The following is a 16,835-nucleotide window of genomic DNA, read 5'->3' on the forward strand; positions in this document are numbered from 1 at the left end:
AACTGCCACCCCGCCTCCCGCCGGAGCAACCACCTGGATTCAGCGGGTCCAGGCGGCCGGACTACGCAGGATGGTTCGGGGTTCTCTGTCGTTCCCCATGACTTGAATTCTGCGCCGATGCGGGCCGGGGATAAACCCTAGGTCCGGGAATCACTTGTCCATCAACTGATGGAATAAGTTTTTATTCATCTTATTTATGGTTTATTCGTGCGCCTTGTTTCGAAGTATGTCTGTGACGTCGGCGTCGGCTTACGCAGCGCCCGTCGGTGCCATGCGAGCGTAATTTTTCAAGCCTGATTTGATCGAAAAATTGCGTTATTCGTGTCGAATTAATCACAATTTGCTGATTTCTTGCACTTGGCAACGTGAAGCAAATACATGGCCTTTCGTTTTTTTTCGGAAAAATACGGTAGGGCAGCAATTTGTCTCTTCATCGCTCGTCTTTACGGCGTAAAAATGCAACGAAATTCATCCCAAAAGCCCCGTCTCCTCGTGCGTAAGAATTAATTAGAAGCATTCAGCTGAGAGTTGTATTCCAGATCGTTTCCCCGGTATGGGAATGTCAGTCCAGGTAAAGAAATTGCATCATTACGGCACACAGAAGTAATCCAAACCTGTAGGCGTCGTGATGACTGATTTGCCGCCGCAGCGCCCTGGGGGCCGCGGCGGATGCCCCGCTCACCGGAGGAGACGCCGCGGCGGGACGCTTCACGACTCCTGGAGTAGCAGATGAGCTTGGTTCGTCAGAAAGCCCGGTCGCGTTCCCCTATCGTTCCGAACTATGTCTGGCGTTTGCTGGGCGTCCTGATGGCCACACCGACCGCTACATGGGCGGCATGCACGACCAGTGGCGTGAGCATCGTTTGCAACACGGCGGCGAATCCCCTGGCGCCCGCGGTCGGCAGCATATTGAACGGAGTGACGCTCAACGTCGGCTCCGGTGGCACCGTAGGACAGCTGCTGCTTGGGCCCGCTGTCTCCCTGACCGGGAACAACGCCACGGTGATCAACAACGGCGTGATCGATCCTTCCATCGGCAGTCTTCTGCAGTTGGGCGCGACTGGTGTGACGCTGGGCAATGCCGTCGGCGGCAATGTTGCCCTCACCAACACCGGGACGATACGCGGCAGTGGCGTTGATCTGCTGGGCGGATTGGTGTCAGTGAATATCCTCGGCGGCGTGGGAGTCGTGGCACAGGCCAACAGCGCCGGCTCGATCAACATCAACAACAGCGGGTTTATTGGCGGCCCGTCGAACGGTGCCGTCAGCGCCACCATCAACCTGTCGGCCAACCCGGCCATCATCGCCTATGGCGGCGCGCCCATCACGGTGACCAACACCGGCACCATCGTCGGCCGCGTCGCTTTGGGCACCTCCGCCGCGGGCAACCGCATGGTCAATGCGGGGACGGTCGACGGCGGCGTGAATCTGGGTATCAACAGCAGGAACACCTTCACGGCGGTGACGGGATCCCAGGTCGTCAATACTGGCACCATCCTGAACGTGGCCATCGGCGACCTGCTGAGTCTGGGCGTGAGCTTCGCCAATCCCGGTGTGGTCGACGGCGGTGCCGGCGGCAACAATACGCTGGTCCTGCAGAACGCCGCCAGCGGCACCGGCAGCGGCACCACGGGAACCGGCACCGCCAGCGGGGCGGTCTACCAGAACTTTCAGAACCTGGTCATCAACAGCGGCACCTGGAACGTGACGGGAACGCTGGCGACGCAGAGCACGGCGATCAACGGTGGCGCGCTGCTGTTGAACGATGGCAGCACTTTCGGCACGGGCCAGGTCGCGGTCAGCGGTGGCGCGCTCGTCGCCAATGTCCCCAGTGTCTCCCTGTCCAACGCCTTCAACCTGGGCGCGGGTGGGCTGAGCGTCCAGGGCGGCAATGCCCTGGCCCTGAACGGCGTGGTGGCCGGCAGCGGCGGCGTGACCAAGGGTGGCCTGGGTACGCTGACGCTGGGCAGCGCCAATGCCTATACCGGCGGCACCACGTTGTCCGGTGGCACGCTGGCCTTGGGCAATGGGGCCGCACTGGGTACGGGCGCCTTGAACGTCGCCGGCACCACCACGCTGCAGAACAACAGCGCGATGACGGTCGGCAACCTGGTGGCCTTGAATGGCGACCTGACCGTGACGAACGCCACGGACCTCGGCCTGACCAACACCATCTCCGGCACCGGCGCTTTGATCAAAACCGGTGCGGGCACGCTGACCTTGTCCGGCAACAACACCTACGCGGGCGGTACGACGCTGGGCGGCGGTGGCCTGACCGTCGGCAGCAACAGCGCGCTGGGCACCGGCGCGGTGACCGTCAATGGCGCGAACACACTGCAATCGAGCGTCGCCGCCGGCTTGCAAAACACCGTCATCCTGAACAACGGCTCCGCGCTGACCGTCACCGGCGCGAACGATCTGGCGCTCAATGGCGCCGTCAACGGCGCAGGCCGGCTGGCCAAGACCGGGACGGGCGTCCTGACGCTGGGCGGCATCAACAACTACAGCGGCGGTACCACGCTGGCTGGCGGCACCGTCAACCTGGGCAGCCCGACGCCGTTCGGTAGCGGCGCGATCAGCGTGACGGGCGCGACCACGCTCAACAGCCTGGGTGGCTTGACGGTGGGTAACGCCGTCGCCCTCACGGGCGCGCCGCTGACGGTAACCGGCACCAATGCGCTCGCGCTGAGCGGCGGCATCAGTGGCAACGGATCCCTGGTGAAGAACGGCACGGGCAGCCTGACGCTGGGCAGCACGAACACCTACACCGGCAACACGACCTTGAACGCCGGCACGCTGGTGGCGGGCGCCAACAACGCCTTGGGCAGCGGTTCGCTGATCGTCGGTGGCGCAGCCACACTGGATAGCTCGGCCGCGGCGGCCTTGGCCAACGCCGTGCAACTGAACGGTGCCTTGACGGTCGCCGGCAGCAACAACCTGACCCTGGGCGGCGCCATGACCGGCGTTGGCCAATTGACCAAGAACGGCGCCGCCAACCTGACGCTCAATGGCGCCAACACCAATAGCGGCGGCGTGGTGCTGAATGCGGGCACGCTGACCCTGGGCAACGCCGGCGCCTTGGGCAGCGGCTTGTTGACCGTAGGCGGCAATGCCACGCTTGCCGCAACCAACCTGGCGGTGGCCAATGGCGTGCGCCTGGGCAGCGGCACCACGCTGGGCATCCAGACGGGCGGTGGCGCAACGGCATTGGGCAGCGCCACCGGCACCATCACAGGCGGTGGCGCGCTGGCGCTGAACGACGCGGGAACGCTGACCGTATCCGGCAACAACAGCTATCAGGGCGGCACCACGCTGAATGCGGGCCGGCTGGTGCTGGATAGCGATACGGCGCTGGGCGTCGGTCCGTTGACGGTGGCAGGCGCTGCCACGCTGGATACGACGGCGGCCGCCGCGGGCACGCGGCAATTGGCCAACAACGTCAATCTGGCGTCGGCGCTGACGGTCGACACCGCCAACAATCTCAATCTCTCCGGTAACGTCACCGGCGCCGGCACGCTGGTGAAGAACGGCACGGGCCTGCTCGCCTTGAACGGCACGGGCAACGCCTACGGCGGCCTGGTCATCAACGCCGGCACGGTGCAGGCATCCTCGGCCACGCTGGGCGCGAACGTGCAGAACAACGCCAACCTGGCGCTGGTACAGAACGCGGCCGGCACCTATGCCGGCAACATCAGCGGCACCGGCAGTGTCGACGTCAACGGCACGGCGCTGCTGTCCTTGAGCGGCGTCAACACCTTCACCGGCGGCTTGAACGTGCTGACGGGCGCGGTGGAAACGCGCGGCGGCCAGGCCTTGTCCGATGCGCTGGCCGTCAACGTGGCCAGCGGCGCGGAACTGCGCATCACCGACAGCGAAGCCTTGGGCACGCTGGCTGGCACCGGCGCCGTCAATGTCGGCACGGGCGCGACGCTGCGCCTGGGCGACAGCGGCGCCAACGGCAGCTTCGGCGGCGTGCTGGGCGGCGTCGGCAATATCACCAAGGGCGGTACCGGATCGCTGGTGCTTACCGGCGCCAGTACCAACACGGGCGTGCTGGGCGTGGAAGACGGCCGCCTGCAAGTCGATGGATCGATCAACAACAGCGCGGTGAATGTGGGTGCGGGTGCGACGCTGGCGGGCGCGGGCAGCATCGTCGGCCCCGTGACGGTGGCCAACAACGGCATTCTGTCGGCCACGCAGGGCCAGACCTTGACGATGGGCGGCTTGGCGTTGAACGATAGCTCAAAAGTCAACGTGACCTTGGGCGCGGCAACATCGACCCCGCAGCCGCTGGTACAGGTCAACGGCAATCTCACGCTGGACGGCCAGTTGAACGTGACGGATGCGGGCGCGGGTTCGAGCCTGGGCCAGTTCGGCCTGGGCAGCTATCGGGTCTTCGGCTACACCGGCGTGCTGGTGGACAACGGCCTCACCATCGGCAGCATCCCCGCTGGCTTCACGCCGGATCAACTGGCCTTGCAGACCAGCATCAGCAACCAGGTCAACCTGGTGGTGGGCGGCAGCAACGACAGCGTCCTGTTCTGGAACGGCACCACCACGACGCCCGGAGCCGTGGTGGGTGGTGCGGGTACCTGGCAGGCGGGCAACGGCAACTGGACGAATACAACAGGCCAGTTTCCCGCGGCCTGGGATAACACCGTGCCCAGGTTCGCGATCTTCAGCGGTACCGGTGGCGCGGTCAACGTAGTCGGTACGCAGAACATCACGGGCCTGCAGATCGCCGCCAATGGCTACACCTTGAACGGCGGCGCCTTGAATCTTGCCGCGGGCACCGACGTCGTGCGCGCCGATGCGGGCGTGACCGGCACCATCAACTCGGCGATCACCGGCAGCGGCGCGTTGCAGAAGCGCGACTTCGGCACCGTGATCCTGACGGGCAACAACACTTATACGGGCGGCACCACCGTCAGCGAAGGTGTCCTGCAAGTGAACGCGGACACCAACCTGGGCGCGCCCGCAAGCGCGGTGGCGCTGGATGGCGGTACCTTGCGCATCGACGGCAATGCCTATACCGGCACCACGCGCGCCATCAGCGTAGGCAGCGGCGGCACGCTGGATATCGCGGCGGCGAACAATACTTTCACCCTGGGCCAGGACCTGACGGGCGCCGGCCGGCTGACCAAGGCCGGCGCGGGCACGCTGGCGCTCAACGGCAACAACGGCGCACTGGCCGGGGTCGATTTGAATGCCGGCACGCTGAGCGTCGGCAGCGCCACGGCCTTGGGCGCGGGCGTCCTGAACGTGAACGGCGCGGCGGCGCTGGACAGCAGCAGCGCCTTGGCGCTGGCCAATAACGTAGTGATCGCCGACGGCTTTGCGCTGACCAACACCGGCACCCAGAATCTCACGCTGAATGGCGTTGTCGGCGGTGGCGCGGGCAATACAGGCAGCCTGATCAAGGCGGGCGCGAGCACGCTGACGCTGAACGGCGCCAACACCTATGGCGGCGGTACCACGCTGGCGGGCGGCACTATCGCCTTGGGCAACGATGGCGCGCTCGGTTCCGGCGTGGTGACCGTCAGCGGCACGGGCCAGCTGCTGGCCAGCGGCACGCGCGTATTGGGCAATGACATCGTGCTCGCCAATGCGTTGACGGCGGGGGGTTCCGACGATCTGACGTTGAATGGCGCGATCAGTGGTGCCGGTCCCTTGGTCAAGGCGGGAACGGATCGCCTGACGCTCAATGGCGTCAACACCTACACGGGCGGCACGCAACTGCAAGCCGGGACACTGGCGCTGGGCAATGACAGCGCGATCGGCGCGGGTCCGTTGACCGTCACCGGCAACGCGGCGCTCGACAGCGCCAGCGCGCTGGCCCTGGGCAACGCCATCGCCGTCACCAATGCGGGCACCAACCTGACCGTGGCGCAGAACAACGACGCCACGCTGTCCGGCGTCATCAGCGGCGACGGCGGCGTGGTGCTGGGCGGCAATCACACGCTGACCCTGACCGGCGCGAACACGTATGGCGGCGATACGACGTTGACAGGCGGCACGCTGCTGCTGGCGGCGAGCGATGCGCTGGGCAGCAATGCCCCCGGTTCGACCACCGCCGGCAGATTGGTCGTCAGCGGTCCGGCCGCGATAGGCGGCACCGCCGGCGGCACCGAGGTGGCCATTGGCAACGTCGTGCAGCTGGACGGCACCCTTACGGTGACGGGGCCGCAGGACGTCGATCTCACTGGCGCCATCAGCGGCGCCGGGGGCCTGGTGAAGGACGCCTCGGCCACGACCCTGACCATCGGAGCCGTCAACGACTACAGCGGCGGCACCGTATTGCAAGGTGGCACACTGCAACTGCTCAACGGCAATGCGCTGGGCACGGGCGGCCTTGCCGTGACGGGCGACGCCACGCTACGCAACGGCCTTGCAGGCACTGCGCTGGCGGTAGGCAACAACATCGCACTGGGCGCGGCCTTGGCGGTCGATGGCAATGGCGCACCCCTGGCCTTGAACGGCGTGCTGTCGGGGGGTGGCGCGCTGTCGACGGCCGGCGCCACCGACCTGACGCTCAATGGCCTGAACACCTACACCGGCGGCACGCAGATAGGGGGCGGTACGCTGACGCTGGGCAACGACCAGGCGCTGGGGACCGGCACGCTTACGGTGGCGGGCGCCACCACGCTGAACGGCAGTGCGCCTTTGGTCCTGGCCAATGCCGTGCAGTTGAATGCGGGTCTCGATGTCGATACCGCCGCGCAGCCGGTGACCTTGAACGGGAGCATAGGCGGCGCTGGCGGCATCACGCAACTGGGCGCCGGCGTATTGACGCTGAACGGCGCCAACACCTACGGCGGCGGCACCACCCTGAACGGCGGCACGCTGGCGGTCGGCAACGGCCAGGCATTGGGCACCGGCGCCTTGAATGTCGCGGCATCCAGCACCTTGGACAATGGCGTCGCGACGGCCTTGCAGAACGACGTCACGCTGGGCGGTGCCGCGGGCACTACCCTGACGGTCGTGGGCGCCAACAATCTTGAACTCGATGGCGACATCACCGGCGCGGGCGGGCTGGTCAAGAACGGCACTGCCGGATTGATCCTCGCTGGCAACAACGACTTCGGCGGTGGCGTCGCACTCAACGGCGGCGCCTTGACGCTGGGTTCCGCGACGGCCTTGGGCACCGGCGCGCTGACGGTCGGCAACGCAGGCACGCTCAATACCACCAGTGCCCTGACGACGACCAACGCGGTCAATCTGGGTACCGGCAGCACCCTCACGGTAAACGGCGCGAACGACCTGACCGTGGGCGGCGCCATCGCGGGCGATGGTGCGCTGATCAAGCAGGATGGCGGCACCCTGACGCTGGCCGGCGCCAACACCTATACGGGCGGCACGCAGTTGCAAGGCGGGACGCTGGTGGGCAACGCGGCCAGTCTGGGCAGCGGCGGCGTGGCCACCAGTGCGGGCACGCAACTCACCTTCCAGCAGGATGCGGACGGTACCTACGCAGGCGTCCTGAGCGGCGCCGGCAATGTGGAAAAGGCCGGCGCGGGCGCATTGACCTTGACCGCCGCCAACAACCTGGCGGGCGGTACCGTTGGCGTGGCGGGCGGCACGCTGGTGGCGCAAGGCGGCCAGGCCCTGACCGGCGCGGGTCTGGTGCGCGTGGACACGGGCGCGACGCTGCAATTGGACGGCAGCGAGTCCATCGCCACGCTGGCGGGCGGCGGCCAGGTGGCCGTGCAGAGCCCGGCCGTCCTGTCCTTGGGCAGCGCCACGGACAGCAGCTTCGACGGCGTGCTCACGGGCACCGGCGCCTTGAACAAGATCGGCACCGGCACCCTGGCATTGAACGGCGCCAGTACGTTGTCCGGTGCGACCAACATCAACGCGGGCACGCTGGCGCTCAATGGCACGCTGGAGAGCAACGCCATCATCGTGCACAACGGCGGCACGCTGTCCGGCAACGGCCAGGCGACCGGCGCGGTCACGGTGGAGGACTTTGGCCATCTCAACGTCAATGCGCTCAATGGCGGACTGACGGTGGGTGGCCTGACGTTGAACCAGAACTCGCAGATCGACGCCGGGCTAGGTTCGGCCAGCACCAGCGGCTTGATCAATGTCACCGGCGATCTGACGCTGAACGGTACGCTCAATGTGACAGACGTGGGTGGCTTCGGCACGGGTGTCTACCGCATCATCGATTACGGCGGCGACCTGTTGAACCCTGGCGGCACGCTTGCTTACGGTACGCTGCCGGCAGGCGTCAATGTAGGGAATCTGACCCTGCAAACCGTGGTCGCGGGGCAGGTCAACCTGCTCAATCAAAACGCGCCCAACGAAATCCAGTTCTGGGATGGCGGCGACGTGACCGGCAACGGCACGATCGGCGGCGGCAACGGGACGTGGGGCGGCGCCGCCGGCAACACCAATTGGACGAATGCCAACGGAGACACCAACTCGGCGTGGGGCGGCCAGTTCGCCGTATTCCAGGGCAATCCGGCGGCGGGTCCATACGCTGTCACGGTATCCGGTTCGCAAACCATCACGGGCATGCAGTTCTCCACCGATGGCTATACCCTGAGCCCGGATGCCGTCAATGGCGGCTCGCTGGTGGCCAACAACAGCATCATCGGCAACGGCGCCGCCGATAACGTCGGCATACGCGTCGAACCGGGCCTCACGGCCACCATCGATGCGCCCATCACCGGCACCGGTACGATCGCCAAGCGCGACACCGGTACGCTGATCCTGGGCGGCGCCAACACCTATAGCGGCGGTACCCGCGTGGAAGGGGGCGTGCTGCAGATCGACGCCAACGAAAACCTGGGCGCCGACGGCACCAATGTGGCCTTCGACGGCGGTACCCTGCGCATCGCCGGCACCGGCATGACCCAGCTTGGCGGCACCACGGCCAATCGCCCGGTCACGTTGGAGGCAGGTGGCGGCACCTTCGATATCGCCGACCCCGCCGCCAGCGTGACGGTCGGCGGCGCGATCGATGGCGCCGGCGCCCTGGGTAAGACGGGCGCGGGCACGCTGGTGCTGGCCGGCGCCAACACCTATACGGGCGGTACGCAGCTGACCGGTGGCGAGTTGCAAGTCGGCAACAGCGCCGCGCTGGGTACGGGAACGTTGACCGCTGCCGGCGGCACCACCTTGTCCAATACCGCGCCGGTGACGCTTACCAACACGGTCGACCTGCAAGGCAACGTGACCGTCGCCACCGATAGCCCCCTGGCCTTGAGCGGGACCGTGGGCGGCACTGGCGGCATCACGAAGACCGGCGCCGCCGATCTGACGCTGACTGGTCCCAATACCTACCAGGGCAATACCAACTTGAACGACGGCGCCATCATCGTCGGCGGCAACAGTGCCCTGGGCACCGGTGCGCTGATCGCCGCCGCCGGCACCCAGATCGATGCCGCCGCGGGCGGCGCGACGGTGGCCAACAACGCGACCTTGAACGGCGATCTGACGGTGCGCGGCACCAACGATCTCGTGCTTGCGGGTTCGATCGGCGGTACCGCCGGCGTCGTCAAGGACGGGCCGGCAACGCTGACCCTGAATGGCCCCAATGGCTACGCCGGCGCGACGCAACTGAACGGCGGCAAGCTGGTGGTCGGCAGCAATTCGGCGCTGGGCACCGGCACGCTGGTCACCGCCGATGGGACGTCACTGGATAGCACGCAGCCGGTCACGCTGGCCAATGCCGTGCAACTGAACGGGTCTACCACGGTGTTGGGCAGCCAGGACATGACCCTGGAGGGCACCGTCGACGGCACCGGCGGACTGGTCAAGAATGGACCTGCCACGCTGACCCTCGGGGGCGCCAATGGTTACGCCGGCGGCACCACCTTGAATGCCGGTGCCTTGATCGTCGCCAACGACGCGGCGCTGGGCACGGGGCCGCTGGTCGCGGCCGGCGGTACGGCCTTGAGCAGCCAGGGCAACGTGACGCTGGCCAATGCCATTACGACCACTGGCGCGCTGGCCCTGCCCGGCAGCGACCCGCTGACACTGGGCGGCACCATCGATGGCGCCGGTTCGCTGAACAAGACCGGCACCGGCACACTGACGCTGAACGGCACCAACACCTACAGCGGTGGCACCACGCTGGGCGGCGGCACGGTGGTGGCGGGCAATGGCGGCGCGCTGGGGACAGGCGCTGTCACGGTGAACGCCGACAGCGCGTTGCAGACGGCTTCCGGCGTGACGCTGGGCAATGCGATTGCCTTGAACGGCGGCACCCTGACCGCGGCCACGCCCGCGCTGGGCGATACGACGACCTTGAACGGCACTATCACCGGCGGCGGTGCGCTGACCAAGGCCGGCGATGGCACGTTGATCCTGGGCGGTACCAACAGCTACAGCGGCGGCACCACGGTCGCCGGCGGTACGCTGCAAGGTACGACAGACAGCCTGCAAGGCAACATCGCGACGGGCACGGGTACGACCGTGGCCTTCGACCAAGGTACCAGTGGCACCTTCAACGGCAGCATCAACGGCGCGGGTGGGCTGGTCAAGAACGGCGCGGGCACGGTGACCTTGAATGGCGCCAACAGCTATACCGGCGGCACCACGGTGGCCGCGGGCACCTTGGTCGGCGACAGCGCCAGCCTGCAGGGCAATATCGACAACAGCGGGACGGTGGTGTTCAACCAGACTGGCAATGGCGCCTACAACGGCAACATCCAGGGTAACGGCACGCTGGTCAAACAGGGCGGCGCGGCCCTGGCGCTGAACGGCAGCAACCAGGTCGGTGGCGGCACGACGGTGGCGCAAGGCAGCCTGCTGGTCAACGGTACGCTATCCGGCGGACTGGTGACGGTGGACGCGGGTGCGTCCCTGGGCGGTTCGGGCGTGGTGACGTCCGACGTGACACTGGGTGACAACGCGCATCTGGTGGCCGGCACGCCGTCGAATCCGATCTCCTTCGCGGGTGGCCTGAACCTGTCCAATGCCACGCAGCTGGACTTCACGCTGGGTTCGCCGAATACGCCCACCACGGCAGTGACCGTGGCGGGCAACCTGGTGGCCGATGGCGTACTCAACGTGGCGAACGCCGGCAGCCTGGGCACGGGCATCTACCACCTGTTCCAAGCCGGTGGCACGCTGACCGACAACGGCATCGTCTACGGCAGCCTGCCGACGGGCTTCACGGCCGACAACTTCACATTGCAGACCAGCGTGCCGCAGCAGATCAATCTGCTGGTGGAAACCACGCCGGGCGAGATCCAGTTCTGGAACGGCAGCAAGACGTTGGCGGATGGCCAGATCTCCGGCGGCTCCGGCACCTGGGGCACCGGCACCAACTGGACCGATGCGGCGGGTACCACCAGCCAGACATGGAACGACCGCTACGCGGCGTTCGCCGGCACCGGCGGCACGGTCACCGTGGACGGCGCGAAGACGGTCACGGGCATGCAGTTCCTGTCCGACGGCTACACGCTGGCGGGTGGCGCGGGCGCGGAGATCGCCCTGAGCCAGGCCGCGACGCCGATCCGCGTGGACGCGGGCGCGACGGCAACCATAGGCGTGCCCTTGACCGGCACGGGCGGACTGTCGAAGGAGAATGGCGGCACCCTGGTGCTGACGTCGCCCAACACGTATAGCGGGGGCACGACGGTGGCCAGCGGCACCTTGCAGGTCAGCGCCGACAATCAATTGGGCGACGCGGCCGGTGGGGTCAACCTGAACGGCGGCACCTTGGCGATTGCCGATGCGGCTTATGCCAGTACCAACCGCGCCGTGACGGTGGGCGCGGCGGGCGGCAATATTTCGGTGGCGGCAGCGGGTCAGGACTTCACCTTGGGCCAGGCCTTGACGGGCAGCGGTGCGTTGACGAAGATCGGCGCCGGCACCCTGGTCCTCGCCAGCGGCAGCAACTACAGCGGCGGCACCACTATCACCGGCGGTACGCTGGCCGGCGACAGCAGCGGCCTGCAAGGCAGCATCAACAGCGCCGCCGGCACCACGCTGCGTTTCGACCAGGCTGGCGACGGCAGCTTCAACGGCAGCCTGGCGGGTGGCGGACAACTGGTGAAGAACGGCGCCGGTGCGCTGACGCTGACCCAGCCGAACTCCTACACGGGCGGGACGCAGATCAACACCGGCACCTTGATCGGTGACACCAGCAGCTTGCAGGGCAACATCGTCGATAACGCCAGCCTGGTGTTCAACCAGGCCACGGACGGCACCTTCAACGGGACGTTGTCGGGCACCGGTTCCTTGACCAAGCAAGGCGCGGGCACCTTGACGGCGAACGGCTCGAATCCCTTCAGCGGCAACGTCGTGGTGGCGCAGGGTACGTTGGCGCTGGGTACCACCGGGGCGCCGGCGGACCTGCCGGCGGCGATACAGGTCAACTCCGGCGCCGCACTGGCGGGCGCGGGCCGCATCAACAGCCTGCTCAACGCGGGTACCGTCGCGACAGCGCCAGCACAGACCCTGCAGGTCGCTGGCAACTTCACCAACACGCCGACCGGTACCGTACAGGTGAACCTTGGACCGCCCGCCGCCGGCTCGCTCAGCGTGGCCGGCACCGCCACGCTGAACGGCACGCTGCAGGTGGCCGATGGCTTCCAGTACACCGGTACCAACAGCTATGCGGTGGTCACGGCGGCCCAGGGCGTGCAAGGCACCTTCGCCACCGCTGCCCTGCCGGATCTGGCCTTCCTCGATTCATCGGTCAGCTACGATCCCAACAACGTCTACGTCAACTTCCAGCGCAACCAGACCGGCTTCGGCGAACTGGCGCAGACGCCTAACGAAAGCGCGGTGGCTGAAGCGCTGCAAGGCCTGTCACCTTCGTCTCCGCTGTATGCCAGCGTGTTGGGCCTGTCGCGCGAAAATGCGGCGAGTACCTTCCGCCAACTGTCCGGCGACAGCCATGCCAGCCTGCCGTCCGCGCTGATCAGCAGTGCCGAGACCGTGCGCACCATGCCCATGAATCGCCTGCGCGACAGCCTGTACAGCGACGCCAACCAGAACGGCAAGCCTTGCGCCGACGACCGCAATCCGCAAAGCGCGGCCATGCTGTCGTGCCGCCGCAATGTGTGGGCGGACGTCATCGGCAACTGGCAACATCAGGACGGTGGCGGCAACGCGCCCAGCTACAAGCAGGATACCGGCGGCGTGATGGTGGGTGGCGATGTCGACGTGCATGACGGCTGGCGCATGGGTGCTGCCTTCGGCTACCAGGACAGCAACATCTCCATGGACAGCCGCAATGCCAAGGCCGATGTCGACAGCTACAGCCTGACCCTGTTCGGCGGCAAGGCCTTTGCCATGCCGAACGGCAATGCGTTGAATGTGTTGGGCGGGGTCGCTTATTCCTGGCAGGACCTGCGCACACGCCGCAACGTGGCGATCGGTTCGGAGAACCAGAACCTGAAGGCGAACTACTCCGGCAACACCACCCAGATCTTCGGTGAAGTCGGTTATTCAGTGCCTGTGAATGAGTCGGTATCGGTCGAGCCTTTTGCCGGCCTGGCCTACGCCGACCAGCGCATGCGCGGCTTCTCAGAAGATGGCGGCTCGGCGGCCTTGCACGCCGACAGCGATCGTACGCACGTCACCACCAGCACCATGGGCTTGCGCGGCCGCATGGATACGGAGATCGCCGGGCAGCCCGCGCGCTTGCGCGCTTCGCTGGGCTGGCGCCATGCGATGGGTGGCGTGGATCCGGAACGCACCATGGCCTTCGATACGGGGCCGGCGTTCACGGTGCAGGGCGCACCGATCGCACGCAATGCGCTGGTGACGGAAGTGGGCGCGGAAATGGCCGTGTCGAAGTCGGCGACGCTGGGCGTGAGCTACAGCGGACAGTTCGGCGACGGCAATCGGCAGAACGCCGGCTTCGTGAACGTGCGCTGGTCGTTCTGAGAGAGATAGGGACGCTGGAAAGACCATGGCCCCGCACAGAGGGGGGCGAGCGGGGCCATGGGTACTGCGGGTACTGCACCTACGGGTACTACGTACTGCTCGTTACTGCGTACTGCGGGTACTGCGCTTCGCACTGCTTCAAACTACAGGTCTAGCAACCAGAGGTACAACAACTACAGGTACATCGAACCGCTACTACGTACTGCTTCGAGAGGACTTCAAGAACTGCTCCCGCCTCTCGCCGGGTAACCCGTCAGGCCAGCACGCCTGGCGAGTCGGACTTCGATTCTTTGTGTTCAGCCTTGGAAAGGCACGTTGTTCGTGTCGCCGAAGGCGGTGGCGCCAGGCGTCTTCGCCACGTCGGCAGCGACTTGGGCACGCGACACGCTGGAATCGGCTTGGGCAGCGAACGGCACGTTGTTCGAGTCACCGAAGGCAACCAGGCCTTCGTTCTTCGCTTGTTGCAGTTCGGCTTGGATCTGGGCACGGCTGGTCGAGCTATCGGCTTGGCCGTAGGTACCTTGGAAAGGCACGTTGTCGATGTCGCCGCGGGGGGTACCGGCTTGGGCGGCACCGATCAGGGCAAACGAAACGATCAGCGAGGTGGCGATGGTCTTCATGGCAGTTCTCCTAGTCCTTGTCAGTGGGAGCAGACCGTGTCGGGTAATTCCGGAGAGGTCTGTTGCTGTTCCCGATGACTGAATTTTGCGCTCGCAAGGACTAGGGATAAACCCGGGTTGAGCAAAATCACTTTTCCATAAAAACCACTAATCGAATATTTATATGTGGAAAAACTATTCAATCGATAGGGACTCTCAATGGCCCTTTTTTGACGCCCTGCTAAGGCTGCAGCCGCGCCACCGCATCCTGTAGCGGCGCCAGCGAGATATGGATGAGACCGTCCAGCGGCTGCCCCATTTCAATGATGAGAAACAGCGCGCCCGCCGCGGAGACGCCGCACAACACCAGTGCGCAGATCACCGCGGGATTCGGCGGCGACTGCAGGCCGAAGGCCGTGAAGATGACGGCCAGCCATAGCAGCAGCACCACGATCAGCGGCGTCGAGATGGTTCCTTCCCTTTGCATCAACACCAGCCAGCGCGTGGCGACGATGGCGCCCTGCAATTTCACGGCCTCGTCGCGTATCTGCCGCTGCGTATCGTTGCCGACGGGCAGGGCCATCAGGCGCACCTGGTAATCGCCCAGCCGATGCAGGCGATCCTGGCCGGCCAGCAGCGCGGTTTCGTCGCGGCGGCTGGTGGCCAGCAGATCCACCGCCTCCACATAGTCGCGGATGATTTCGTGGCGCAGCGGCTGCGCTTCGGGCCCGTAGGCCTGCAGCAGGCGATCGAGCTGCAGGAAGTTGACGGCGTTGTGGACCAGTTCGTTGTTGACCGTGTCCAGCGTGTGCTTCGACGATGACACCAGCAGGCCCATTACCAGCGCGGCCAGCGTGGCGATCAGCCCGGTCGCCAGCTGGATGGCCTTCATCGAAGGCTTCTGCATATGTTGCGCCGGCTGGGTCTTGCGCAAGTACATGCCGAACAGGGTGCAGGCGAGGACCAGGGCAAACACCCCCAGGGCGATCAGGAAATGGGTCATAGGCTCAGGCTCACAGGCTCAGCTTCACAGGCTTACCGCGATTACGGCGGCGTGCCGCCATTGATCTCTCCCCGCACCCAGCATAGAGATGCGGGCAGGGTCATGGCGCTTGCGCCGGGATAGCCGTTTTGCGCTTTGACGCGCGTCCCCGTAATTCATTGCAAAGGGATGAAACGCCCCAGGGTGCCGGCTCGGCCCCTTATTGGTTCCCCATCGACCGTTGATCGACGCCCTGCGCCGGCTCCGGTAAAGTGAGCGCACGACGGGCATGGCAAATGCCCCGATACACTGTCATGGCCGAGGCGGCGCGGAGTGCGCTGCCACCCGGGCCATGGGAAACAAGGCGAGGAAGGACGCATCATCATGGATTCGCTGGACATGGACGTCTTGCGCCAGGCGCGCGACTGGGTCGCTGCCGGCCACCGGGTGCACCTGCTGACAGTGGCGCAGACCTGGGGCTCGGCGCCACGCCAGGCCGGGGCGCTGGCCGTCCTGCGTGAAGATGGCCGGCTGGTCGGTTCGGTGTCGGGCGGCTGCGTCGAGGACGACCTGATCGAGCGCGCGCAGCGGGCCGCCCTGCCGGACCAGCCTGAACGTGTCACGTACGGCATCACGTCGGATGACGCGGCACGCTTCGGCCTGCCTTGCGGCGGCACCTTGCGCCTGGTGGTCGAGCCGTTGCACGATACCGCATGGCTGGACCTGGTCCTGGCCGATATCGCCCGGCATGCGCTGACCTTGCGCACCGTCGATATGCAGACGGGCGTCAGCAGCCTCACGCCCGCGGGTCCGCTGGATGGGCCGGACTTCGATGGCCGCACCTTGCGCGCCGTCTACGGACCGCGCTGGCGCCTGCTTATCATCGGCGCGAACCAGACGGCGCGCGCCTTGGCCAATATCGCCATCAGCCTGGATTTCCATGTGCTGGTGTGCGACCCGCGCGAAGAATTCCATGCCGGCTGGGACATCCCTGGCGTCACGCTGCTGACCACCATGCCCGATGACGCGGTGGCCGAGATCAGCACCGATGAACGCACCGCCATCGTCGCCCTGACCCATGATCCCAAGCTGGACGACATGGTGTTGCTGGAAGCGTTGAAATCGCCGGCGTTCTATATCGGTGCGCTGGGATCGGGGCCCAACCAGGCCAAGCGGCGCGAACGCTTGCGCCTGTTCGACCTGAGCGATGACGAGATTGCCCGCCTGCACGGGCCGGTGGGCCTGCGCATCGCCAGCCGCACACCGGCCGAGATTGCCGTGGCGATCGCCGCCGAACTCATCTGGGTGCGCAACACGGTGGGTGGCGCCGCCGCCTGTGCGCCCCATCCGCCGAGCACGGCACGGCAGCGGTAGCAGTAGTAGCAGAAGCGGCGGTCCAGGCT

At 66.3% G+C, this 16,835-nt stretch carries 4 protein-coding genes; 2 read left to right on the forward strand and 2 right to left on the reverse strand.

Annotation, left to right across the window (positions count from 1 at the left end; all coding sequences use genetic code 11):
* The first annotated feature begins 729 nt into the window (after nucleotides 1-729).
* On the forward strand, nucleotides 730-13,851 hold the full coding sequence (locus CEY05_RS17050; RefSeq protein ID WP_088596707.1) for an autotransporter-associated beta strand repeat-containing protein: 13,122 nt from the start codon (nucleotides 730-732) through the stop codon (nucleotides 13,849-13,851).
* A gap of 296 nt (nucleotides 13,852-14,147) precedes the next feature.
* On the opposite strand, the gene CEY05_RS17055 is transcribed toward CEY05_RS17050, so the two are convergent.
* Together CEY05_RS17055 and CEY05_RS17060 are read right to left on the reverse strand one after the other, a co-directional pair.
* Nucleotides 14,148-14,471 (reverse strand): DUF4148 domain-containing protein, encoded by a 324-nt coding sequence (locus tag CEY05_RS17055; protein WP_088596708.1) that lies wholly within the window; start codon nucleotides 14,469-14,471, stop codon nucleotides 14,148-14,150.
* 220 nt (nucleotides 14,472-14,691) lie between these two features.
* Nucleotides 14,692-15,453, reverse strand: a complete 762-nt coding sequence (locus CEY05_RS17060) for a DUF4239 domain-containing protein (protein ID WP_088596709.1) — start codon at nucleotides 15,451-15,453, stop codon at nucleotides 14,692-14,694.
* A 363-nt stretch (nucleotides 15,454-15,816) separates the two neighbouring features.
* Here CEY05_RS17060 and CEY05_RS17065 point away from each other — a divergent pair, with 363 nt between their 5' ends.
* The gene (locus tag CEY05_RS17065) at nucleotides 15,817-16,806 is read left to right on the forward strand and encodes an XdhC family protein (protein WP_088596710.1); all 990 of its coding nucleotides are present in this window, start codon (nucleotides 15,817-15,819) and stop codon (nucleotides 16,804-16,806) included.
* Nucleotides 16,807-16,835: the final 29 nt, after the last annotated feature.

Origin of the sequence: Achromobacter sp. HZ34 (genome assembly GCF_002209485.1) — a bacterium.
Lineage (GTDB): Bacteria > Pseudomonadota > Gammaproteobacteria > Burkholderiales > Burkholderiaceae_B > Bordetella_C.